At 73.2% G+C, this 19,952-nt stretch carries 16 protein-coding genes; 3 read left to right on the top strand and 13 right to left on the bottom strand.

Annotation, left to right across the window (positions count from 1 at the left end):
- Positions 1 to 10 precede the first annotated feature (10 nt).
- The 8 genes from AB0J21_RS04255 to AB0J21_RS04220 all read right to left on the bottom strand — a co-directional run bounded on the left by AB0J21_RS04255 (position 11) and on the right by AB0J21_RS04220 (position 10,059).
- Complete coding sequence (locus AB0J21_RS04255) at positions 11 to 1,627, bottom strand: alpha-amylase family glycosyl hydrolase (RefSeq protein WP_363144260.1); 1,617 nt, start codon at positions 1,625 to 1,627, stop codon at positions 11 to 13.
- 138 nt (positions 1,628 to 1,765) lie between these two features.
- Positions 1,766 to 3,466 (bottom strand): right-handed parallel beta-helix repeat-containing protein, encoded by a 1,701-nt coding sequence (locus AB0J21_RS04250; RefSeq protein WP_363144259.1) that lies wholly within the window; start codon positions 3,464 to 3,466, stop codon positions 1,766 to 1,768.
- Positions 3,467 to 3,560: 94 nt separating this feature from the next.
- Entirely contained in the window at positions 3,561 to 4,445 is an 885-nt protein-coding gene (locus tag AB0J21_RS04245) for a carbohydrate ABC transporter permease (RefSeq protein ID WP_363144258.1), read from the bottom strand.
- 61 nt (positions 4,446 to 4,506) lie between these two features.
- Positions 4,507 to 5,361 carry a sugar ABC transporter permease gene (locus tag AB0J21_RS04240; RefSeq protein WP_363144688.1) on the bottom strand — a complete coding sequence of 285 codons (855 nt, stop codon included), beginning with the start codon at positions 5,359 to 5,361 and terminating at the stop codon, positions 4,507 to 4,509.
- A gap of 106 nt (positions 5,362 to 5,467) precedes the next feature.
- Positions 5,468 to 6,826, bottom strand: a complete 1,359-nt coding sequence (locus tag AB0J21_RS04235) for a sugar ABC transporter substrate-binding protein (protein ID WP_363144257.1) — start codon at positions 6,824 to 6,826, stop codon at positions 5,468 to 5,470.
- Positions 6,827 to 6,936: 110 nt separating this feature from the next.
- Positions 6,937 to 7,956 (bottom strand): LacI family DNA-binding transcriptional regulator, encoded by a 1,020-nt coding sequence (locus AB0J21_RS04230; protein ID WP_363144256.1) that lies wholly within the window; start codon positions 7,954 to 7,956, stop codon positions 6,937 to 6,939.
- 199 nt (positions 7,957 to 8,155) lie between these two features.
- Entirely contained in the window at positions 8,156 to 9,325 is a 1,170-nt protein-coding gene (locus tag AB0J21_RS04225; RefSeq protein WP_363144255.1) for a GDSL-type esterase/lipase family protein, read from the bottom strand.
- A gap of 164 nt (positions 9,326 to 9,489) precedes the next feature.
- Complete coding sequence (locus AB0J21_RS04220) at positions 9,490 to 10,059, bottom strand: TetR/AcrR family transcriptional regulator (protein ID WP_363144254.1); 570 nt, start codon at positions 10,057 to 10,059, stop codon at positions 9,490 to 9,492.
- 531 nt (positions 10,060 to 10,590) lie between these two features.
- On the opposite strand from AB0J21_RS04220, the gene AB0J21_RS04215 reads away from it, so the two are divergent.
- From AB0J21_RS04215 to AB0J21_RS04205, 3 genes are all read left to right on the top strand, one after another.
- Entirely contained in the window at positions 10,591 to 10,992 is a 402-nt protein-coding gene (locus tag AB0J21_RS04215; protein WP_363144253.1) for a GntR family transcriptional regulator, read from the top strand.
- The gene (locus AB0J21_RS04210; protein WP_363144252.1) at positions 10,989 to 11,981 is read left to right on the top strand and encodes an ABC transporter ATP-binding protein; all 993 of its coding nucleotides are present in this window, start codon (positions 10,989 to 10,991) and stop codon (positions 11,979 to 11,981) included. The genes AB0J21_RS04215 and AB0J21_RS04210 overlap by 4 nt, the downstream gene beginning before the upstream one ends.
- 83 nt (positions 11,982 to 12,064) lie before the next feature.
- On the top strand, positions 12,065 to 13,024 hold the full coding sequence (locus tag AB0J21_RS04205) for a hypothetical protein (RefSeq protein ID WP_363144251.1): 960 nt from the start codon (positions 12,065 to 12,067) through the stop codon (positions 13,022 to 13,024).
- A gap of 23 nt (positions 13,025 to 13,047) precedes the next feature.
- Here AB0J21_RS04205 and AB0J21_RS04200 read toward each other — a convergent pair whose 3' ends face one another.
- The 5 genes from AB0J21_RS04200 to AB0J21_RS04180 all read right to left on the bottom strand — a co-directional run bounded on the left by AB0J21_RS04200 (position 13,048) and on the right by AB0J21_RS04180 (position 19,831).
- Positions 13,048 to 15,321: an FtsX-like permease family protein gene (locus AB0J21_RS04200; protein WP_363144250.1), complete on the bottom strand. Its 2,274-nt coding sequence runs from the start codon at positions 15,319 to 15,321 to the stop codon at positions 13,048 to 13,050.
- On the bottom strand, positions 15,318 to 16,070 hold the full coding sequence (locus tag AB0J21_RS04195; protein WP_363144249.1) for an ABC transporter ATP-binding protein: 753 nt from the start codon (positions 16,068 to 16,070) through the stop codon (positions 15,318 to 15,320). Before AB0J21_RS04195 ends, AB0J21_RS04200 begins: the two co-directional genes overlap by 4 nt.
- A gap of 67 nt (positions 16,071 to 16,137) precedes the next feature.
- The gene (locus AB0J21_RS04190; protein ID WP_363144248.1) at positions 16,138 to 16,554 is read right to left on the bottom strand and encodes a hypothetical protein; all 417 of its coding nucleotides are present in this window, start codon (positions 16,552 to 16,554) and stop codon (positions 16,138 to 16,140) included.
- Positions 16,555 to 16,956: 402 nt separating this feature from the next.
- On the bottom strand, positions 16,957 to 18,375 hold the full coding sequence (locus AB0J21_RS04185; protein WP_363144247.1) for a carboxyl transferase domain-containing protein: 1,419 nt from the start codon (positions 18,373 to 18,375) through the stop codon (positions 16,957 to 16,959).
- Positions 18,368 to 19,831, bottom strand: coding sequence for an acyl-CoA synthetase (locus AB0J21_RS04180; protein WP_363144687.1), 1,464 nt, complete (start codon positions 19,829 to 19,831; stop codon positions 18,368 to 18,370). Before AB0J21_RS04180 ends, AB0J21_RS04185 begins: the two co-directional genes overlap by 8 nt.
- Between the last annotated feature and the right edge of the window lie 121 nt (positions 19,832 to 19,952).

The following is a 19,952-nucleotide window of genomic DNA, read 5'->3' as shown; positions in this document are numbered from 1 at the left end:
GGCGCCGGGCTCAGCCCGTACGCAGCCACACCGCCGTGTCCGGCGGCAGCAGTCCGTCCGGCAGTCCGGCCGAGGCGAGCAGGAGCGCGCGGTGCTCCGGCAGCGGGACGGGCGCGGCGGACAGGTTGACGACGCAGGTGAAGTGCTCGTCGCGGCGGAAGCGGAGGACTCCCTCGGGCGCCGGTTCCCAGAACAGGGGGCCGTCGCCGAGGGCGGGTTCCGCCGCGCGCAGGGCGAGCGCGGCGCGGTAGAGGTTGAGGGTCGAGCCGGGGTCGCCGTCCTGGGCGGCGGCGCTGAGCCGGGCCCAGGAGTCGGGCTGCGGCAGCCACGGTTCGCCCTCGGCCCCGTCCGGGCTGAAGCCGTACGGGCGGTGCTCGCCGCTCCAGGGCAGCGGGACACGGCAGCCGTCGCGGCCCGGGTCGGCGCCGCCGGTGCGGTGGAAGATCGGGTCGTCGCGCCGCTCGGGCGGGATCGACTCGACCTCGGGCAGGCCCAGTTCCTCGCCCTGGTAGATGTAGACGGCGCCCGGCAGGGCGAGGCTGAGCAGGGCGGCGGCCCGGGAGCGGCGGCGGCCCAGGTCCTCGTCGACGACCGGGTTGTACTGGCGGATCCCGGCGGCGGTACTGGTGTCGGGCCGTCCGTAGCGGGTGACGCTGCGGGTCACGTCGTGGTTGGAGAGCACCCAGGTGCTGGGCGCCCCGACCCCGGCGTGCGCGGCGAGGGTCGCGTCGACGCAGCGGCGCAGCGCCCCGGCCTCCCAGGCGCAGCCGAGGAAGTCGAAGTTGAACGCGGTGTGCAGTTCGTCGGGGCGCAGGTACTGGGCGAAGCGTTCGGTGTCGTCGAGCCACACCTCGCCGATCAGGGCGCGGGGCTGGGCGTAGGAGTCGGCGACGGCGCGCCAGCCCCGGTAGATCGCGTGGTTGTCGTCGCGGTCGACGTAGGGGTGGGGCCGGGGCGGGTGCGCGGGGTCGAAGTCGGGCAGTGCCGGGTCCTTCGAGCACATGGCGGCGGAGTCGACGCGGATGCCGTCGACGCCCCGGTCGAACCAGAAGCGCAGGATGTCCTCGAACTCCTCGCGCACCTGGGGCTGTCGCCAGTTGAGGTCGGGCTGTTCGGGGGCGAAGAGGTGGAGGTACCAGGCGCCGTCCGCGACGCGGGTCCACGCGGGCCCGCCGAAGACGGACTGCCAGTCGTTGGGCGGGAGTTCGCCGTCCTCGCCGCGCCCTTCGCGGAACCAGAAGAGGTCACGTTCGGGGGCTTCGGGGCCGCCTTCGACGGCCTTCACGAACCATTCGTGTTCGTTCGAGACGTGGTTGGGGACGACGTCCACGATGACGCGCAGCCCGTGTTCGTGCGCCTCGGTGATCAGGCTCTCGGCCTCGGCGAGGGTGCCGAAGCGGGGGTCGATCTGCCGGAAGTCGGCGACGTCGTAGCCGGCGTCGGCGAGCGGCGACAGGTACCAGGGGCTGAACCAGATCGCCTCCACGCCGAGCGTGCTGAGGTGGCCGAGGCGGGCGCGGACTCCGGCGAGGTCGCCGGTCCCGTCGCCGTCGCCGTCCGCGAAGCTGCGGGGGTAGAGCTGGTAGATGGCCGCGTGACGCCACCAGTCGCTGGAGCGCTGGGTCATGGCACCTGCTTTCGCTGTCGGGTGTCGGGTGCTGGTGTCGGTTCCTGCGGGAGCGGGCCCGGCCGCGGGGTGCGCGGCCGGGCCCGCTGGGGTGGTGTCGGCGGGCCCCGGGGGTGGCCCGGGTGGTGAAGGGCGGTACTACCAGCCGCTGTTGCCGCTGCCGCGCTCGACGGTGAAGCCGCCGGACAGGGACAGGGCGTCGGAGCCGGTGCCGCTGACGTTCACCCCGGAGAAGGTGCCGGAGCCGGCGGCGTCGATCTCGATGCCGTGGGTGCCCGCCCCGTCGAAGGTGGTGTCCTTGACGCTGAGGTCGCCGACGGTCTTCTGGTAGCTGACGAGCAGCCCGCTGTACGTCGAGTCGCGCACGGTGTTGTCGCTCAGTACGACGGGGGTGGTGATGTCGGAGTTGGCGGCGTAGACCCACAGGGCGCCCAGCTCGGACTGCCAGTTGGGCTCGTAGCCGCCGGTGCGGTCCAGGGTGTTGCCGCTGACGGTGGTGGTGCCGGTGAAGGGGTCCCCGAAGCGGCTGGAGACGGCGATTCCGGCGGAGCCGGTCACGGTGTCGGAGATCGTGTTGTTCTCGACGCGGTTGCCGCTGCCCCCGTACACGGCGGCGCCGTTGGCGAGCAGCGGGAGCTGGACGGAGTTGTCGCGGAAGACGCTGTCGGTGACGGCGGCCCCTTCGGACCACATCGCGAGGCCGTCGTCGCCGGTGCCGCGCACGCTGCTGTCGGAGACGACGGTGTCGCGCACGTCGCCGTGCAGGTTGACGCCGTCCGCGTAGGTGTCGCGGATACGCAGGTGGGAGACGTTCAGCCCGGTGGTGGGGCCGTTGGCCCACAGGCCGACCTTGGTGTGCCGTATCCACACGTTGTCGATGACCGAGCCGTCCGCGAACTCGCCTTCGACGGCGGCCTGTCCGCCCGCGTCGTCGCGCACCGTGTTGTCCCCGTCGATCATGAGGTCGCGGATCTCGGTGGTGCCGCCGGTCGCGTACAGCCCGCCCTTGAGGCCGGTCCCGCGCAGCACCGTGTCCCACACCCCGGCGCCGCGCAGGGCGACCCCGGGCAGGTCGACGCGGTCGGACAGGACGTAGGTCCCGGCCGGCAGCCACAGGCCCTTGCCCTGCTCCTTCGCCTGCTGCACCGCGGAGTTGAGGGCCGAGGTGACGTCCTGCCCGTCGTCCGGGGTGACGCCGAGATCGGTGGCGGAGACGTAGCCCTCGGGCATCGAGCCCGGTGCAGCGACCTCCTCCGCCTCCACGAGGTCGAGGGTGTAGGAGGCGGCGCTGTCGTCCGCGTCCTTCTGGAAGCGCAGGACGGTCCCGGCCGGCAGGGTCTTGTCGAGCCGGGTGCGGCTCTCGTCGAAGAAGCGGTGCGCGGAGCCGTCCGAGGGCTGGTTGGTGTAGGGGTACTCGCCGTACACCCAGCTGTACTTCGAGGTGAGGTCGAGGTCGGTCAGCTCCTCGCCGTCCGCGTAGACGCTCAGGGTGGCGTCCTGGCCCTTGCCGTCGGCGGAGTCGGGCAGGGAGTAGCGCAGGTTGAGCGCGTTGGCGGGGGCGGTGAGCTTCACCTCCGCGTACTGTCCGGTCTCCCGCAGGACGACGGCGCGGCGGCCGCTGGCCTCGGAGGCGGGGGTGAGGTAGGTGCGGTCGGGTTCCAGGACGCTGCCGTCGGTGCTGCCGTCCTCCACCTCGTAGGTGGTGAACGGCAGGTCGGCGGCGCGGGGCTGGGGGGCGGCCCCGGCGGGGGCGGTCACGAGCAGGGAGCCCGCGGTGGCGAGCGCGACGCTCAGGGCGGCGCGGCGCGCCAGGTGGCGCGGGGTGGTGGTGCGGCTCATGGGGGTGGTGTCCTTCCTTCAGTGGGGTGAGGCTCGGACGGTCGTACGTGTGGGGGCGCGCGGGACCCGGCCGCGCGGTGGTGGGCTGCCCGGGTCAGCCCTTGACGCTTCCGGCGGTGAGGCCCGCGACGACGTGCCGCTGGAAGACCAGGAACAGGGCGAGCAGCGGGACGGAGGCGATGACCATGCCCGCGAGGAGCTGGTTGGCGGGCAGGAACTCGGTGAGCCGGTTGAGGGCCACGGTGATCGGCTGCTTCGCGGGGGAGGGCAGGACGATCATCGGCCAGAGGAAGTCCTTCCAGACGCCGACGACCGCGAAGATCGACACGACGGCGAGCACCGGCCGCGACAGCGGGAGCACGATCGCCCACAGGACCCGCAGCGGACCGGCCCCGTCGATGCGGGCCGACTCCAGCAGGGAGAGCGGGATCTGGTCGAAGAACCGTTTCAGGATGAAGATGTTGAAGGCGTTGGCGGTGGCGGGCAGCCAGATCGCCCACGGCGTGTCGATGAGGTTGACGTGCAGGAGCGGTACGTCGGTGACGGTCAGGTAGGTGGGCACGAGCAGCGCGGACACCGGCAGCATGAGCGTCGCGAGCATCATGCCGAGCACGACCTTGCCGAGCACGGGCCGCAGCCGGGACAGCGAGTAGGCGGCGGCCGTGTCGAGCACGAGCTGGAAGAGCCAGGCGCCCGCCGCGAGCAACAGGGTGTTGAGGAAGTAGTGGCCGAGCCCGACGTTGGTCCAGGCGTCCGCGTAGGTGCCCGGGTGCAGGGCGCGCGGCCACAGCGTGGGGCTGGGCTCGGCGAGTTCCGCGGAGGACTTCAGCGCGCCGGTAACCATCCAGTACAGCGGGAAGAGGAAGGCGAGCGTGAAGCCCGCGAGGGTGGCGACGAGGACGACCCGGTAGAGGAAACGGCCGGTGCGCCGGTTGCGTTCGGTGGGTGCGATGAGCGTGCGCACCTCGGGAGAGGACATGGCGGTTCCTTGGTGAGGGGCGTCCTGGACGGGCCGGGGAGGGGCGGGCTTCCCCGTCGTCTCAGTCGCCGCCGCGGGTCAGGCGCAGGTAGACGGCGGAGAACAGGCCGAGGACCACGAACAGCAGCGTGGACAGGGCGCTCGCGAGCCCGAAGTCGTTGTAGACGAAGGCGTACCGGTACAGCAGGAGCAGCACGGTGACGGTCGCGTCGTCGGGTCCGCCGCCGGTCAGGACGAAGGGCTCGATGAAGACCTGCATGGTGCCGAGGACCTGGAGCAGCAGCGTGATCATGAGGATGAACCGCATGTGCGGCAGCGTCACGTGCCACAGCCGCCGCCGGATCGAGGCACCGTCCAGTTCGGCGGCCTCGTACAGTTCGCCGGGCACCGAGCCGAGCGCCGCGAGGTAGACCAGGGTCGTGGTGCCCATGTTGGCCCAGGTGGAGACGAGGACCAGGGAGAGCATCGCGAGGTGCCCGGACTCCAGCCACTGCTGCGGGGGCAGGTGCACGAGGTCGAGCGCCTTGTTGAACAGCCCGGGTCCCGGGTCGTAGAACCAGCGCCACAGCAGCATCGTGACGATCGGCGGCAGCATGACCGGCAGGTAGACCGTCATCCGCAGGTATCCCGAGCCGTGCCGCAGCTCGTTGAGGACGACGGCGACGAGGAAGGGCGCGGCGAAGCCGAGGACCAGGGCGAGCAGCGTGAAGTACCCGGTGTTGGTCCAGGCCGTGACGAACAGCGGGTCGTCGAAGAGGCGGCGGAAGTTGTCGAGGCCGACCCACTGCGCGGGCTGCGCGAAGGTGACCTGCTGGAAGCCGAGCAGCCAGCCGCGCACGATCGGGTACCAGGAGAAGAAACCGAAGCACAGGATCGCGCCCGCGAGGAAGGCGTACGCGACGAGGTTGTCGCGCAGGTGCCGGCGGCGGGCGGAGGGGGTGCGGCCGGGACGCGGGCGCCGCTCCCGGCCCTTGGCGGGGGCCTCGCGGACGGGCGCGGGCTCTGTCGTGGTCACGGGCACGTCACTTGACCGTGGCCAGGAGGGTGTCGACCTTCTTGGCGGCCTCGGGCAGGAGCTTGCCGGGATCGGCGTCGCGCTTGGTCAGGACGGCCTGCATGACCCCGTCGAGGACCGTGTAGATCTCCTGGGCCTTGGGCGGCTCCAGCTTGTGGGTGAGCTTCTCGGTGCCGCTGACGAAGGCCGCGTAGTTCTCCTGCGGGACGTTCGCGTACTTGGCGTGGGCCGCGTCCATCGTCTTCTGCGCCTCGCCGGTCATCAGCCGGTCCAGCGGGAGCCCGATGGGCACGTCCTGCTGCGTGGCGCGCTTGCTCACGAAGGCCTCGCGCTCGGGGTTGAGGTACTTCCACTGGAGCCACCGCACCCCGGCCCTGATCTTCTCGGGGCTCGCCTTCGGGTTGACCATGAAGCCGTTGCCGCCGGACAGCGTGGCCCGGCCGCCCGGCATGGGCGCCACCCCGAAGTCCGCGTACGCGCGCTCGAACTGCTTGACGATGGTGGGGATGTTGTCCGGTCCGGCCATGTACATCCCGAGCTTCCCGGAGCCCATGAGCTTCTGCGCGTCCGGTATCTCCAGGAGCTGCCGGGTGCCCATGCTGTTGTCGCTGAAGCGCATCGCGTGCAGCGCCTGGAGCGCCTTGCGCCCGGCCGCGCTGTCGAAGGCCGCGCGCCAGCGCCCGTCCCGCCGGGCTGCGACCTCTCCGCCCATCGAGTAGATCCACGAGGTGAGGTGCCAGCCGCCCTGGTTGTTCTTGCTGTAGTCGGCGTACCCGACGGTCCCGCCCCCGAGCGCGCTGATCCGCTTGGCCGCGGCGCGCACCTCGTCCCAGGTGGCCGGCGGGCGGTCCGGGTCGAGCCCGGCCTTCTTGAACAGCGCCCGGTTGTACAGCAGCCCCTGCGAGTACTCGCCGTTGGGCAGCCCGTAGACCTTCCCGTCCTGGCCGGTGAAGACCTTCAGCAGGTCGGGACGGACCTCGTCCAGGTGCGGGACCTCCTTCAGGTACGGGCTGATGTCCGCGGCCTGCCTGCGCTCGATGATCTGCGCGGGGTCCGAGAAGTAGACGTAGAAGACGTCCTCAAGCTGCCCGCCCGCGAGCTTCGCCGAGAAGGTCTTCGGGTCCATGTAGCCCTCGCGGGCGTCGATCTTGATCTTCGGATGGGCCTTCTCGAACGCGCGGACGTCCTGGAGGAAGAACTTCCGGTCCACCGGCTGGGTCGACGGCGGCATGCCGTTGACCGAGACCTTCACGACTCCCCCCGCGTCCTTCGACGAGGAGGAGCCGCCGCACGCGCCGAGCGTGAGAGCGAGGGAACCCGCCGCACCCGCACCGAGGAGGGAGCGGCGGGAGAGGGGACCAGTCATGGGGATCAACGCCTTCCGGGAATCACCCCAAGGCGAAACCTTGGAGTAACAGGGATGACGCAGAAAGTAGACAGTCTCTTAGCAAGACGTCAATGACCTTGCGCAAAAAATCATGTACGCCGCTGGTCGGGGGAGAGTCCGGTGGAGCCGCGCACGATGAGTTCGGTCTGGAAGAGCAGGGTCCCCGTGGTGACCGGGGAACCGGCGAACTGCGAGGTCAGCGCCTCGATCGCGGCGTCCGCCATGGGCGCGACGGGCTGGCGCAGCGTGGTCAGCGGCGGGTCCGTGGCGACCAGGAACGGGGAGTCGTCGAAGCCCACCACGGACAGGTCCCCGGGCACCTTCAGCCCCTTGCGCCGCGCGGCCCGGATGGCGCCGAGCGCGACCGCGTCGCTCGCGCACACCAGCGCCGTCACCCCCCGTTCCAGCAACTGGGTCGCGGCCATCGCGCCGCCCTCCATCGAGAAGGAGGTGTGCGCGACCATCGGCCGCCACTGCCGGGCCGCGACCCCGCGCCCCTGCCAGAAGGCCGCGTACCCGGCCATCTTGCGCGCCGAGGGCACGTGCCCGACGGGGCCGACGACCAGGCCGATCCGCTCGTGCCCCAACTCCGCGAGGTGGTGCAGCGCCTGCTGCGCCGAGGCCTCGTCGTCCGCCGACACCTGGGCCACGCCGGGGTTCTCGTCGGCCGCGTTGACCAGCACCATGGGCACACCCCTGGCGCGCAGTTCCCGGCTGGACTCGGGTCCGGCGTCGGTGTAGCTGGAGCCGACGAAGACGATGCCGCCGATGTTCTGCGCGAGCAGCATCTCGATGTAGTTCGCCTCGGACACCCCGTCGGCGGTCCGCGTGCACAGCACGGGGATCAGGCCCCGCTTGTTGAGCCGCCCGGCGAGCGCCTCGGCGAAGGCCGGGAACACCGGGTTCTGCAGGTCGGGCACGACGAGCCCGACGAGCGGCCCGCGCTCGCGCCGCTCCCCGGCCGGCCGCTCGATCCCGAGCACGTCGAGCGCGCTGAGCACCACGTCCCGGGTGGCCGGGGCGACCCGCCCCTTCCCGCTCAGCACCCGGCTGACGGTCATCTCACTGACACCGGCGAAGTCGGCGATCCTGGAAAGCTGTTTCGGCATGACAGCACCGTACACGCGGGCTTCTAACATTCTCACGCAAGTCTCTAACATTGACGTGCGTACGAGAACAGCCCGCGTGCCCGGTCCCGGTCACGGCCCCGGTCGGGGTCTGCCGCGTGCGGGACAGCCGCGTGCGGGACAGCCGGGTGCGGGACAGCCGGGTGCGGGGCCTTCGGCCGGACCGGACCGGTCGACGTCGCTACGCGAAGGGCCCTCGTGGTCCGAAGGCCGCCGCCGCGAAGTTCTCCGCGATACGGCGGTGACCGGCCGCGTCGGGGTGGATGTCGTCGGGCAGCGGGAACTCGGCGTGGTCGGCCTCGCCGTACAGCGAACGGCCGTCCAGATAGTGCAGGTTGGGATCGCGGACGGCACGCAGCGCGACGACGCGGGCGAGTTCCTCGCGGACGACGTTCAGGGTGAGCCGTCCCGAGGCGACCTCGGCCGGGTCGCCGGTGGCGCGCAGCCGCAGCGTCCCGTCGCTGAAGTCCGGTGCGAGCGGTCCCGGGGTGTCCTCGTGGACGGGGCACAGGACGGCGGAGACGACGAGCAGCGGGGTGTCCGGGTGGCCCTCGCGGATCGTGTCGAGGAAACCGTGCACGGCGGGTCCGAAGGCGCGCAGCCGCATCAGGTCGGCGTTCACGACGTTGATGCCGATCTTGACGCTGATCAGGTCGGCCCGGGCGTCACGCATCGTCCGGGCGGTGAACGGGTCGAGCAGCGCGCCGCCGCCGAAGCCCAGGTTGACGAGGGCGACCCCGCCCCGGGCGGCGGCCAGCGCGGGCCACGTGGTGCTCGGTGTGGCGGCGTTGGAGCCGTGGCTGATCGAGCTGCCGTGGTGCAGCCACACCCGGCGCACGTCCGGCAGCGCCTGCTCGACCGGGGCGTCACTGCGCAGGGCGATCAGCTCGGTGGTCTCGTTGTGCGGCAGCCAGATCTCGATGTCCTTCTCACCCGGGGGCAGCCCCTCGAAGCGGGCCGTTCCGGGCGGGCCCTCCTGGATCTCGGCCTCCTGCGTGGCCATGTCGATCAGGCGCACGCGGCCCCCGGGCACGGTGGCCTGCGCCGCGAGCCGGCCGTCCACCAGCAGGTCGTACACCCCGTCGGCCGGGGCGGGCGCCCCTCGGTAGGCCCGCTTGGTGGGCAGCGCGTCCAGTTCCACGACGGTGGCGCGGCTGCGGAAGGCCAGGCGCACCCCGGAGGGCTGCGCCTCGGCCATCGCGAGCTGGGCGTCGGGGATCTGCCACCTGGCCGCCTCGGGCAGCCGGTGCGGGAGCAGTCCGTGCGCGGTGTACTCGAAGTCGAGGGCGCCGCGCAGCAGCCCGGGGACGGCGGGCGTGGTGATCCAGGTGGAATCGGCGTTGGCGTTCATGTTCCCAGCTCGTTCGGTGAAAGCGGTCGGTCGGTGAGGCGTCCGGCGGTGGGGCGGGAGCGCGCGTCTTGCGGCGGGGCGGGAGCGCGTGTCCGGCGGTGGGGCGGGAGCGCGCGTCTTGCGGCGGGGCGGGAGCGCGTGTCCGGCGGTGACCGGTGGGGCGCTCAGGAGGTGGCGCGGTCGCGCAGTTGGGCGTCGAGGAAGCCGAGGATCCACGTCCAGCTCTCCTCGGCCCCGGGCGCGCTGTGGCTGAAGCCGCCGGACAGTTCGAGGCTGACGAAGCCGTGGAACATCCCGCCCAGCATCCGTACCGCGTGCGTCTGCTCCGGTTCGCCCAGGTCGTAGCCGCGCAGGAGCGCCCGGGTCAGCTGCGCGTGCCGGACGCCCGCACTGCCCGCCGCCGTCTCCGCGTCGAGCGGCAGCCGTGCGGCGGCGTACCGGCCGGGGTGCTCCTTCGCGTAGTCGCGGTAGGCCCCGGCGAAGGCGAGCAGCGCGTCCTTGCCGGACCGTCCGGCCACCGCGTCGGCGACCCGGTCGGCCAGCTCCTCCAGGGAGAACAGCGCGATGTGGACCTTGAGGTCGTGGGAGCTCTTGATGTGCGCGTACAGGCTCGCGGTCGCGACGTCGAAACGCCGCGCGAGCGCCGGGACGGTCACCTTGTCGAACCCGACCTCGTCGGCCAGCTCCGCACCGGCCCGCGCCAGCCGCTGCGCGTTCAGCCCCGCTCGTGGCACGCTCGCCCCTCCTCTGCGACCCGGCGGCCCCGGTCCGGGGCCACCACAGAAACCTAAAGCGTTTAGGTAATCAACCGTAGCACCGAGGAAGCCGGGGCGCGCCCACGACCATGGGCGGGGCGCCGCGGGCGCGGCCAGGCGCTGTGGGGGCGTCGCCCACGCGGTCCTCGTGAAGCCCGACCGGGCCGGCACCGTGACCCGCGCCGAACGCGTCGCGGCCGGGGCGGTGCCGGGGCGGTGCCGGGGCGGTGCCGGGGCGGTGGCCGACGGGTACACGCCGGCGGTCTCCGCGCGCTCCGGCGGCGCCGAGGGGCCGCGCCACCCAGGCCGGAGGAAACACCCGAGGAAGGCGGCAGGCGGAGCCGACCGACCGGGCGGAGCCCCCGGGGGCCACGGAAGCACGGACTCCCTCAACTCCTGTCACGCGTAAGGACGTTGCGGTCTTCGTCAAGCCGCGGCCGGCACCGCCGCTTGACGAGGTCACGACCCCATGAGACCTTTCACTAGTTAATTAGGGAAAGGGGAGTGGCCGTGACCGAGCAGCAGCACGTCGAGTTCCGCGTCGACCGGCGCAGCGGTGTCCCCACCTATCTCCAGATCGTGGCGCAGACCCAGCAGGCGCTGCGGCTCGGGCTCCTCGAACCGGGCGACAAGCTGCCCACCGCCCGCGAGGTGGTCGAGGCCACTGCCATCAACCCGAACACCGTCCTCAAGGCCTACCGCGAACTGGAGCGGCAGGGCCTGGTCGAGGGCCGGCGGGGACTCGGCACGTTCGTCCTGCGCACGCTCGGCGCGGAGGGCGCGGACTCCCCGCTGCGTTCGGCGCTGGACGACTGGGCCCTGCGGGCCCGCGCCGCGGGCGTCGCCCGGGAGACCGCCGCCGCGCTCATGGCCTCCGCTCTGGACGCGCACTTCCCGAAGGAGGACCAGTGAGCACCACCAGCACCCCGCCCGCGATCGAGGCGAGGGGGCTCACCCACCGCCGCGGCCGGGGCCGGCGCGCCACCCACGCGCTGGACGACTGCACGTTCCGGATACCGGCGGGCAGCGTGTGCGCCCTGGTCGGCCCCAACGGCGCGGGCAAGTCGACGTTGCTCCAGGTCGCGGCCGGGCTGCTGCGGCCCACCGGCGGCGGCCTCGCCGTCCTGGGCGGGGCGCCGGGCGCGCACCGCGAGCGGGTCGGCTACCTGGATCAGGAACAGCCCCTGTACGAGCACTTCACCGTCGCGGACGCCCTCGCCCTGGGCGCCCGCCTCAACGCCGGGAACTGGGACGCGGCCCACGCGGCCCGGATCGTCGAGGACCTCGACCCCCGAAGCCGGATCCGCCGCCTCTCGGGCGGCCAGCGCACCCGGGTGTCACTCGCCCTCGCGCTCGGCAAACGCCCCGAACTGCTCCTGCTGGACGAGCCGATGGCCGATCTCGACCCGCTCGCCCGGCACGAGGTGATGGGCGTCCTGCTCGCGGACGTGGCCGACCGGGGCACCACGGTCCTGCTGTCCTCGCACGTCGTCGCCGAACTCGCCGAGTCCTGCGACCACCTGCTGCTCCTGTCCGGTGGCCGGGTCCGCCTCGGCGGTTCCGTGGACACCCTGCTCGACGCGCACCGGGTGGTCACGGGGAGGGACCTGGACCTGTCCGCGCACACCCTCGTGGAGTCCCGCCCGGCGGGCCGCGGCCTCATCTCCCTGATCCGCCCCCGGGGCCCCGTCCCCGACACCTGGCAGCCCGAACCGCCCACCCTGGAGGAACTGGTCCTCGCGCACCTGCGCACCCCCTCGGCCCCCGCGCTGCTCATGCCGGAGACGGACCCCGGCGCGGACGCGGGTACGGAGGCGGGCGCGGAAGCCGGGACGCGTCCGCGCGGCGACACCGGTACGGACAGCGGTACGGACACCGGTTCCGGCACGGCGGCGGCCTGACCCTCCGGCCACGACGAGCGCAACGCCCGTCGGCCCCTTCCCTCCCACCTCCCCCTCCCCCCCAACACCCACAGGACTGCACGATGACCACGACGCTGCTGACCAAGGACGGGCCGCCGGCCCCGTCCCGGCCCTCCACTCTCGACCTGCTCCGCTCGGAGACACGCCTGCACCGCTGGGCGCTGTGGATCTGGCTCGCCTTCGTGGCGCTCACCGCCGCCCTGCTGCTGTGGCTCCGGGGCCCCGGGGCCCACGCGACGCAGCGGCTGTTCGACACGTACGGCTACGACGGTGTCCAGGACGCCGCGTGGGCGAACGGGATGACCGGCGGGTTCCTCTCCACCACGTACAACGACCTGTTCCAGCTCCCGGCCACCCTGCTCGGCTTCGCCGCGCTCTGCGTCGCGGTGTACGCGGCCGGCCCGCTCACCGCCCGTGAGCTGGAGACGGGAACGGTCCGGCTCGCGTGGTCCCAGTCGGTGTCCCCGGGGCGCTGGCTCGCCGCCAAGCTCGGCGCGGTCGCCGCGTTCCTCGTCGTGGGCACGGGACTGCTCGTCGTGCTGTACCGGGTGCTGTGGTCCGCCCACAACAACCTGATGCTCTCGGGGATCGGCCCGCGCGCCCTGTACTTCTCCATCGGCCCCGCCACCGTCCTCGTCATGCTGCTGGCTCTGGCCGTCGGCGTGTTCTGCGGGCTGCTGCTGCGCCGCACCCTGCCCGCGATGGTGGTCGCCGGGGTGGCGCAGTTCCTGATCACCGGCGCGGTACGCGGTGGCCCCTGGCCCTTCACCCACACGCACCTGCCGCCCGAGGTCCCGGTGCGCGGCAGTGCGATCACCTCCGGCGGCGCCCACATCCGCGACCCGCACTGCGGGAAGAGCCTGCACTGCCTCGCCGAGCACGACGTGGTCGGCTTCACCCGGACGTACCTGCCCTCCCCGGACTTCTGGCCCCGCCAGCTCACCGAGAGCGGCCTTCTCCTCGCCGTGGCCGCGCTCGCCGTGGCCGGAGCGTTCTGGCTGCTGCGGCGCCGGGCGGTCTGACCGCCGGGGCGGGGCCGGTCCGCTCAGTCGCCGCGCAGCACCTCCGGGTCGAGGTGGCGCCGGACCATCGGCAGCGCGGCCAGCCCCGCCACGAGCAGGACGCCGAGGGAGCTGAGCAGCAGCAGGGGCAGTCCCTCGCCGTCCCAGAACACCGCCCCGCCCCCGGTGACGAGATAGCTCGACTCGGCCAGCCGCCCGGCGACCAGCGCCCCGCCGAGCCCGAGCGCGAGCGGCAGCAGCACCTGCGCGCACTGCGCGGCCCGCAGGGTGCTCGACCGGGCGCCGAGCAGAGTCAGGGTCGTGATCTGCCCTCGCCGGTCCATGGCCCGGTCCGCCGCCGACACGAGGAAGGCGGCCACGCCGATCACGAGCCCGAGGACCATCCCCGTCCCCAGCAGCCCCTTGATGACGCTGAGCTGACTCAGCGACTCGATGACGATGCCGACCGGGGTGATCTCGGCGGTGGGGGCGATTCCGGCCAGCCGGTCGAGCGTGCGCCGGACGGTCTCGGAGTCGGGGGCGCTGCTCAGCACGAGGTGCGCGCCCGCCGGGTGGGTTCCCGGGGGGAGGGCGCTCGGGGGGATGAGGACGGCGTTTTGCAGGGAAGACGGCTGCTCGACACCGATCACCACGCTCCGGCGCGGGATGGTGTAGTGGTATGTGCCGGCTGGACGGCCGTCCTCGGTGCGCAGATCCAGACTGTAGGCCCGGCCTGGATCGACTCCTGGGTCCGGAATCGACTGGGGATCGCTCAGCACGGAGGTCTGCCCGTCCACACAGCCACGCATGCTGCCAGGCTTCGCGAGGACTCGGACTTGGGCGCAGTCGCCGACGAGGACGCCGACGGAACGAGAGCCGTTGGTGTCGACGGTGAGCGCGTACGAGCGCACACCTTCGGCGCCTTTCATGGCCGCACGCTGAGCGGGCGTCAGCTTGTCATAGGCGACCTCGTACTCCTGGACCGGGGCGATACGCCGGCTGACCTGGTCGATCTCGACGAGGACGCCCTGGGTGAGGGACCCCGCGTAGACGAGGACGACGAGGCCGCTCACGACCCGCAGGACCGCCCCGGGCCGGGACTCGTTGTGCCGCATGGCGAGGGTCAGCGGCAGTCGCTGGGTGACGGAGGCGATCCGCCGGGCGAGCCAGCCCGTGGCCGGGGGGAGCGCGAACACCAGACCGGCCCCGGTGAGCAGCGCCCCGGCGGGCACCAGCACGGAGGTGAGGGAGGTGGACACCCCGATGCGGCCGAGGGCCCCGAGCACGCAGTACGTACTGACGATGCCGAGCCCCGGGAGCAGCAACAGCGCCCCGAGCCACCGTGCCCGGCGCTGTCGCTCCTGGCGTCGTACGGCGAGCGGACGCAGCGCGGCCTCGCGCGCGTGCCGGCGCCCCGCGAGGTAGGCGAGGGCCGGACAGCCGAGCAGACAGGCGGCGAGCGTGTTCGTGGAAGGCAGTCCGTCGGAGGGGTACCAGGCGATGCCGGGCAGCCCGGTCTCCGCCACCACCGCGTTCACCACGAGGTGCAGACCGAGGCCGAGCACGGCGCCGAGCAGGGCGGCGCACAGCGTCTCGACGGCGCTCACCCGCATCGTCTGCCGGGCGCTGAGACCCAGCAGCCGCAGGGCCGCGAGCCTGCGGCCCCGGGAGTCGGCGGAGAGCCGGACACACACCGAGAAGTAGACGGCGAGCGGCAGCAGCACGAGACAGCACAGCGTGAACCGCAACGGGTCCAGGGTGGAGGAGTCGACCGCGTTGGTGCTCGGCCAGCGGTCCCCGAAGCGGTGCACCACCTCGCCGTCCGGAAGCTGCGCGTGCGTCCGGCCGACGTAGGCGTACAGCTCGCGGGGGCCGGTGAGCCCCGCGGCCCCGATGGTGCCGGTCACCTTTCCCGGCAGGCTGGGCTTGAGCCCGGGGTGCTCGCGCAGCAGATCGCGCAGCTCGGGTGAGACGAGGACCTCGCCGGGGCCCGGCAGCCGGTCCATGCCGGGCGGCACCGGCCCGTTCCCCTGCTCCGGCCGGGCGACGAAGACGCGGGTGAAGAGGTGGGAACCGTAGGGATCGGTGCGCTTCAGGGCCAGGATCGCGGACGACCGGCCCGCCTTCCCCTCCTTCCCGGGCACGGTGCCCCGGGCCGCCTCCCGGCCGTCGTGCGCGGCGAGGAGGGCGGGGATGGTGAGCACGGCGGCCAGACAGGCGACCCCGAGGGCGCAGCCCGCCGTCATCAGCAGGAAGCGGACCCGGGTGGCGCGGTTGCCGCGCAGCACCAGCCGGAGCCCGAGGGCGAAGGTGTTCATGCGGAACTCCGGGCGGAGCGGTCGCCGTCCGTGGGAGCGGGGCCGGTCGCCGAATCGGGAGCGGGCGCGGCCGCGGGGACCGAGGCGCCCAGCCGCCCGTCCCGCATGACATAGCGCGTGTCGGCGTGGCGCGCGACGTTCTCGTCGTGGGTGACCAGGACGACGGCCGTACCGCGGTCCCGTGCGAGGGCCAGGAACTCGTCCAGTACGGCGGCGGCGTTGACGGAGTCGAGCGCGCCGGTCGGCTCGTCCGCGAAGACCACCGCGGGACTGTGGACGAGCGCCCGGGCGACCGCGACCCGCTGGGCCTGACCGCCGGAGAGCTGGGCGACGCGACGATCACGCAGGTCCGCGAGGCCCAGCCGGTCGAGGATCGGCTCGGCGGCCCGGTGGGCGGGCCCCTTGCGCTGACCCGCCAGCCGCAGCGGCAGCGCGGCGTTCTCCTCGACGGTCAGCTCGGGAAGCAGTTCCCCGTGCTGGAAGACGTACCCGAAGCGTTCGCGCCGCAGCCCGGACAACTCCTCGTCGCCCAGCGTCTCGTAGTCCCGGCCCTCGAAGAGGATCGTGCCGGCCGCGGCCGGCACGATCCCCGCCAGGCAGTGCAGCAGGGAAGTCTTCCCGGAGCCGCTGCTGCCCATCACGGCGACCACCTCACCCGGCGCGAGCGCGAGACACGCGCCGCGCACGGCGAGATGGGGGCCGTACCGGACGTCCACTCCTTCGGCGCGCAGCACAGACCGCGTCCCCATGGTCACACCCCTTCCTCACCGGTGAACACGGTGTCCACCGTCGTCATGGCTATTGCCTGCTGCGGCACTAGCGCTCGTAGTGCAGAGTCTTCGAGCAGTTGTCGGGCCGCAGCGATCCGCGATCCCTGCACGCACGGAATTCCGCCGTCCTGACGTAAAGAGCCGCCCCGTCGTACACGACCTTGTTGAGCTTCACGGTCCTGCGCTGCTTCCCGTTGAAGCGCCTCCAGCCGTAGCCCTCGACCTTCGCCAGGACGTAGACGTTGTGGCCGTCGGTCGGCGAATCGTCCTTGAGATGCCCCCGGAAACCGAAGCCCCCGTGCTGGGTGAACTTCGGATACAGCTGGTACTGGCCGCCGAGGAATTTGACCCCGCCACTGGTCAGGGGCGGCATTTTCCGCCACGAGTCAGCCATCGCGCTGCCCGCGCCGGTGAAGAAAAGACCGGCGGCCAGAGCCACCACCATCGACCTACGCACATCCACCTGCCAAGTAACTCGTTGATCCGATGCGACTACCCACAGTAGTCATTCAGGGCGCAGGTGGGTATTCCTGGGGCATAAACCACCCCTGAGGGGGAACGGCCGACTCCCCGGTGGACAAAGCCCAGCGCCCCTGCCCTCGTTCGAGGGCGGGGGCGCTGGGAGGTTCTTGGCGGCGGGGGCCCGGCGGCGCCCCCCGGTGTCCCGGTCAGCGGCGGCGCAGCAGCAGCACGACGGCGATGATGACGACGATGACGACGACGGTGCCCAGTCCTATGTACATGGCGACTCTCTTCTCTCGCGGGGACGACGGGCACGCCTCGGTGCCACGAGCAACGGGTGCCCCGGGTGGGGCCGTTCAACGGAACCCGGGGCACCTTGCCGCTCGCGACCCGGCGCGGTTCCTCACCGGCCGTCCCGCGCGGGGGCGAAACCCCGGGCCACGCCCAGTTCCACGGCGTCCTGGGGGCGCAGGCGCAGGGCGTCGGTGGTGGCGTCGAGGGCGGACGGGGGGCGTTTGAGGATGGCGGCGGCGAGTTCGGGGGCGATGACGGAGAAGTAGCTGTCGGGGGTGACCCACAGGTGGCCGGGCGCCGTCAGTGCCAGGGCACCGCCCGAGCCGCCCTCGCCGATGAGCAGCGAGGTGACCGGTACGGTCGCCTCCGCGACGGCGGCGAAGGCCTCGGCGATGGCGGGGCCCGCGCCCGCCGCCTCCGCCGCCGCGTCGTTCGCGGCTCCCGGGGTGTCGACGAGGGTGAGGACGGGAACGCCCAGGCGGTCGGCGGTGCGGATGAGGCGCGCCGCCGTGCGGAATCCCGCCGGGCTGTTGGCGGTTCCGCACTGCGCGGCGTAGGCGACGGTCCGGCCCGCGCGCCGTCCGAAGCCGCACAGCATCCCCGGGTCGACGCCTCCCGAACGATCGCCCCGCACCTCCTCCCGCCAGTCGAAGTACGTGTCCAAGTACCCTTGCGCGCGCGGCCGTTCGGGGGCGCGGGCGCGGCGCACCGCCTCGGGGCCGCCGGAGGGGGCCGGGCCCCGGGTGAGCGCGTGCGGCGGCTCGGGCCGGTACGGGGCGGCCGGCGGGGCGGAGAGCAGGGTGAGCCAGCGGGCGAGGACGCCCGGCAGTGCGGCGGCGCTCACGACGCGGTCCACGTGCCCGTTCCCGTACTGGCCCTCGGCCGTGTACGCGTACGGATCGGCGCCGGCCGGGCGTACCCGGGAACCGGCGAAGCCGATCTGCGCGCCGGTCAGGGCGAGGACGACGTCGGCGCCGGCCCCGAGGGTGGCCCAGCCGCCGCCCGTCGACGGGTCCCGCAGGACGGCGATCTGGGGGAGTCCGGCGCGCCGGGTCAGGACGGTCTCCCGTGCCACGCGCTGGAGTTGGGTGAGGGCGCGCATGCCCTCCTGCATCCTGCTGCCACCGGTCGCCACGAGGGAGACGACGGGCAGGCGGCGGGCCCGCGCCCAGGTGTGCGCGGCGACGACCCGGTCCCCGGTGGCCTCGCCGAGGGAGCCGCCCAGGAACCCGAACTCCGAGGCGAGCAGCACGGCTTCGGTGCCGCTGGAGCGGTCGGTACGGCCCGGCGTCCCGGCCCCGCCGGACGTGACGATGCCGGACAGTGCCCCGTTCCCGTCCCCGCCCACCCGTCCGACCGCGCACACCATCGACTCGCTCTCCCCGGTGCGTTCCGCGGCCCGCGCGCGGGAGTCGCCGTAGCCGGGCCAGCCGAGCGGCCCGTCTCCGGAGGCCGTGGCGGCGGGTGCGGGCAGTTCCTCGTACCCCGGGGCGAGCGTGGCGAGGAGGGCGCGGGCGCGGTCAGTCACGGAGGGCCCGCTTCATGATCTTGCCCATGTCGTTGCGTGGGAGGGCGTCCAGATAGCGGAAGACGCGGGGGCGTTTGTGCGGGGCGAGGCGCCGGGCCACGTGCGCGGCGACGGCCTCCTCGTCCAGGGCCGTGTCCTCGCGGACCAGCCAGGCGACGACGCGTTCACCGAGGTCGGGGTCGGGTTCCCCGGTGACGGCGGCCTCGCGGACGCCCGGGTACTCCAGCAGTACGTCCTCGATCTCCCCCGCGCCGATCTTGTAACCGCCCGACTTGATGAGGTCGGTGGCCCGGCGGCCCACGATGCGGACGTAGCCGTCCGGTTCGCGGACGGCCATGTCGCCGGTGCGGAACCAGTCCCCGTCGAAGGCGGCGGCGGTGGCGTCCGGGCGGTTGAGGTACTCGGTGAACAGGTTCGGGCCGCGCACCTGGATCTCCCCGATGCTCTCGCCGTCGCGGGCCGCGATCACCGTCCCGTCGTCCTCGACGAGCCGCAGTCCGACCCCGGCGAGCGGCAGGCCCACGGTGCCGGGCCGGGCCTCGCCGTCGGCGCGGACGCTCGTGTTCATCAGCGTCTCGCTCATCCCGTACCGCTCGACGACGCGCCGGCCGGTAGCCGCCGCGATCCGCTCCTGGTCGTGGACGGACAGCGCCGCCGAACCGGACACCAGCAGCCGCGCCTTGGCGAGCGCCGCCGCGAGCGCCGGATCGCCGTCGACCTCCTGGGCGAGGCGGTGGTACATCGTGGGGACGCCGAACATCAGCGTGGCGCCGTCCTCCGCCAGCGCCCGGCGCACCCCCTCGGTGGAGAAACGCCCCAGGTGCAGCAGCGTCCCGCCGCGCCGCAGCGGACCGAGGACCCCGAGGATCAGCCCGTGCACGTGGAACAGGGGCAGCGCGTGGACGAGCACGTCCTGGGCCGTCCACTGCCAGGCGTCCTCCAGGGCGTCGAGGGTGGCGACGAGCGCGCGGCGCGGCAGGACGACGCCCTTGGGCGGGCCCGTGGTGCCGGAGGTGTAGACGACGAGGGCCGGGGTCTCCTCGCCCGGTTCTGCGGGGAGCGCGGCACCGGCGGCCTGCTGGGGCACCGCGTCCGGGTCGGTGGTCACCTCCACGCGGGGCAGTTCGGCGAGCCGGCCGGGCAGGGTGTCGCCGGGGGCGGCCAGGACGAGGGCGGGGTCGCTGTCGTCCAGGATGTGCGCCAGTTCGCGGTCGCCCGCCTTCGGGTTGAGCGGTACGGCGGCGACCCCGGCGAGCAGGGCGGCGACCACGGCGACCCCCGTCTCCAGGCTCGGCGTCGCCCACACGGCGACCCGGCGCCCCGGCGGCAGCTCCCGCGCGAGCGCCCCCGCCACACGCGCCAACTGGACGTAGTCGAGGGCCCGGGCGCCGAAACGCAGGGCGGTCTTGGGTGCGGCGGCGTGCGGCACGGGAACGTCGTGCGCGGCGGCGTGCAGCGCGGGAAAGAGAGCGGCGGGCACGGGAACTCCTCGTCAGTCGGCGTCGGTCACTCAGGGGCGACAGCGGGACCTCCGGCAGCGTGACCGCCCCCGTACAGCATGAGCCGTGCCGCCGCGC

Origin of the sequence: Streptomyces sp. NPDC049954, assembly GCF_040656295.1 — a bacterium.
Taxonomy (GTDB): Bacteria; Actinomycetota; Actinomycetes; order Streptomycetales; family Streptomycetaceae; genus Streptomyces.
The sequence above is the reverse complement of the archived record's forward strand: the minus strand, read 5'-3'. Positions and strand labels throughout refer to the sequence as shown.

Bases quoted from the DNA above. Each gene is read 5' to 3' on its own strand.
- AB0J21_RS04255 (WP_363144260.1), bottom strand. From the start codon at position 1,627: ATGACCCAGCGCTCCAGCGACTGGTGGCGTCACGCGGCCATCTACCAG.
- AB0J21_RS04250 (WP_363144259.1), bottom strand. From the start codon at position 3,466: ATGAGCCGCACCACCACCCCGCGCCACCTGGCGCGCCGCGCCGCCCTG.
- AB0J21_RS04245 (WP_363144258.1), bottom strand. From the start codon at position 4,445: ATGTCCTCTCCCGAGGTGCGCACGCTCATCGCACCCACCGAACGCAAC.
- AB0J21_RS04235 (WP_363144257.1), bottom strand. From the start codon at position 6,826: ATGACTGGTCCCCTCTCCCGCCGCTCCCTCCTCGGTGCGGGTGCGGCG.
- AB0J21_RS04230 (WP_363144256.1), bottom strand. From the start codon at position 7,956: ATGCCGAAACAGCTTTCCAGGATCGCCGACTTCGCCGGTGTCAGTGAG.
- AB0J21_RS04225 (WP_363144255.1), bottom strand. From the start codon at position 9,325: ATGAACGCCAACGCCGATTCCACCTGGATCACCACGCCCGCCGTCCCC.
- AB0J21_RS04205 (WP_363144251.1), top strand. From the start codon at position 12,065: ATGACCACGACGCTGCTGACCAAGGACGGGCCGCCGGCCCCGTCCCGG.
- AB0J21_RS04200 (WP_363144250.1), bottom strand. From the start codon at position 15,321: ATGAACACCTTCGCCCTCGGGCTCCGGCTGGTGCTGCGCGGCAACCGC.
- AB0J21_RS04195 (WP_363144249.1), bottom strand. From the start codon at position 16,070: ATGGGGACGCGGTCTGTGCTGCGCGCCGAAGGAGTGGACGTCCGGTAC.